The following is a 2,348-nucleotide window of genomic DNA, read 5'->3' as shown; positions in this document are numbered from 1 at the left end:
CATTCTGATGAAAGTGAGGGGTACGCGAAGACGATAGAATTTGCCGCGGCCCGTTTGGCTGATCACAAGCTTGACGACGGAATTGTTGTACTTCCGTTACGTCGCGACCTCGACGAACTAGCAAGCTCGTCGCTTCGAGCGGAGCATCTTTCCACTTCCAGCCATCCATTTGCTCTTTCAGAACTGCTCGGACGCTTGGCCGCAGCAAGTGGTTGCGGCGGTGTCGTCGTGGACCTTCGGGCCGGCCTAGTACCTCTCGCTGCACAATTCGTGCTCGATCCAGCGGTGGCTCGGATCTTTACTACTTCGTTGTCGGGCCAATCATTGGAAGCAACTGCGGCTCTCATCAGATTTGTAGCTCGCGAATTACGACGTCATCGAGCTATTTTTCCAAAGCCGCTATTAGTCGTCAACCGAGTTCCGAGCGTTCTAAGAGAAACGGGCGCGGATGAAGCTCTTTTGCGACCGACGCTCGATCGCATGACTGCAGATGTGCTGCGGGGCTACGGGGACGAAGTTGGCTCGGACGAAACGATTTTTGACAATGATGTCGAGTTAGCCCCGTGGAGCTTGCTAAAGATTCCCGAGATATCTGATTTGCAGGTCACATCGATAGGGTGGACTGGCTTTTCTGACCAATTATCTGCATCTGGCTTTTCTCGCCGGTTAGAGGCCGAACTCAATAGTTGGCTTGAACAAGATGTTGGTTACCAACCAAACACGACACTTGATCTTCCGCCACCTGAACCAAAGGTGATTGACCAGGAGGGGAGAAGAAAGAAGCTATCAGAGTTTGCAACCCAGTTTGTTGCTGCTGAAACGGCTGATCGTGCGGTCGATACACCGCTGGTCACAGGCCCGCTGCGGGCCCTCTCTCGACAATTTACGAGCCAGCTTCCGATTATCGTTAGTGAGGGCGCCAAAGGTACTGGCAAAACTCTCACTGCTAGATTTTTGCTGAAAAAGGCGTCTTGGGCAGCGGTCGTCTCCTCCTTATCTCAAGAGACATCTGCGGTTGATGCGCCTATTCTTCCCGTGCTTGGTTCAATCCAGACTAGCGGTCAATTTCAGTCCGAGATTGATAACCAACGCCTAATAGCGACAGCTCAGCTCAAGCTCAAGAATCCTCAGCGGGTCGATCAAACAAGAAGCATTCTCCTCAAGAGGCTGGCCAATCCAAAAGAGGACGACTACGCGGGGATTTGGCTCGATGCGATCGCTTGGAGTGCAGGCTTCGAGGTCGGCACTCCAAAGGCTGGCGAACAATTTATAGAGCGGCTCCGAAAGAGAAAGGAGCACGTTCTAGCTATCATTGAAGGCATTGAGGAACTGTACAATGATCCGTTTGCGGGTCACATGCCGAAAAATCTGAGAGGATTGCTTGTTGATCTTCCGCAGAGATTGAAGGGCGAGCCGGGGCGACCTATTGGACTCATCGTGTTTTCGCGCCGAGACAGCGTTGATGCGGCAGTTACCCAGAATCGCGCTCAGTTCAGAATCACCTACAGAGACTTTGAGCTGTCTTGGAGCGATAGCGATGTACTTGAACTTGCTGCTTGGATTGCTACTCAAGCTGGTAGTCTAGCAATCTGGAATGAAAATTTTCGGCAGCTTACCCAAGCCGAGCGCGAGAAAGAGCTTGAGCCGTTATGGGGACGGAAATTGGGGCCGGATGATCGCCCAGGTAAACGAACGGCCGAAGCGTACACCGCACCGTGGGTGCTCGCTGCCCTCTCGGACTTGCAGGGACGCTTGGTTGCACGTGATCTTGTGCGATTTTTAGCCGATGCCGCTAGCCATAAACCCACAGACGCGGAGGATACGCAGTACAGCAACCGGCTTCTTGTTCCTCGCGCACTAAAGAGCGCAATTAAGCCGACCAGCATTGCAAAGGTTAGGGAAACGGTTGAAGAAATTCGTGATCTCAAAGCGGTTTTTCAGAAATTCAGCAAGAAGGACGTTCGCGCTCCGATCGACGAAGCCGCTATCAAGTCGCTAAATCTCAAGAGTGGCGACATCACACTCCTCCGCCGGCACGGAATCTTGTTTGGCGAAGCGCCGCCGTACGAAGTGCCAGAGCTTTTTCGAATGGGCCTGAATCTGAAGCACACCGGAGCGCGGCACAGCGTCATAAATCTTCGCCGCAAATCACGACAACGGCTTGGGCTGCAGAGCTCCACTTAAGCATCCGGTGGATTAGAGACGTCAAGTTGGCGTCAATTCTCTCTGGAGCTTCTGCGCTATTGCGACTCAGCGCGCACGAACAACATTTGCTTTTGAGGCTACTAAACGGCGGCAAAGAACGTTCGGACCGTGACGTATCCAACAATAACAGGCCAAATTTAAAT

General features: G+C 52.7%; 1 protein-coding gene. It reads left to right on the top strand.

All coding sequences use genetic code 11. From position 1 onward, the window contains the following. A partial coding sequence (locus ACXJMY_RS37790; RefSeq protein ID WP_456624433.1) for a hypothetical protein occupies positions 1-2,184 on the top strand: 2,184 nt, incomplete at its 5' end. Between the last annotated feature and the right edge of the window lie 164 nt (positions 2,185-2,348).

It is taken from the genome of Bradyrhizobium sp. P5_C12 (genome assembly GCF_054049735.1).
This window is presented reverse-complemented; position numbering and strand designations above follow the sequence as displayed.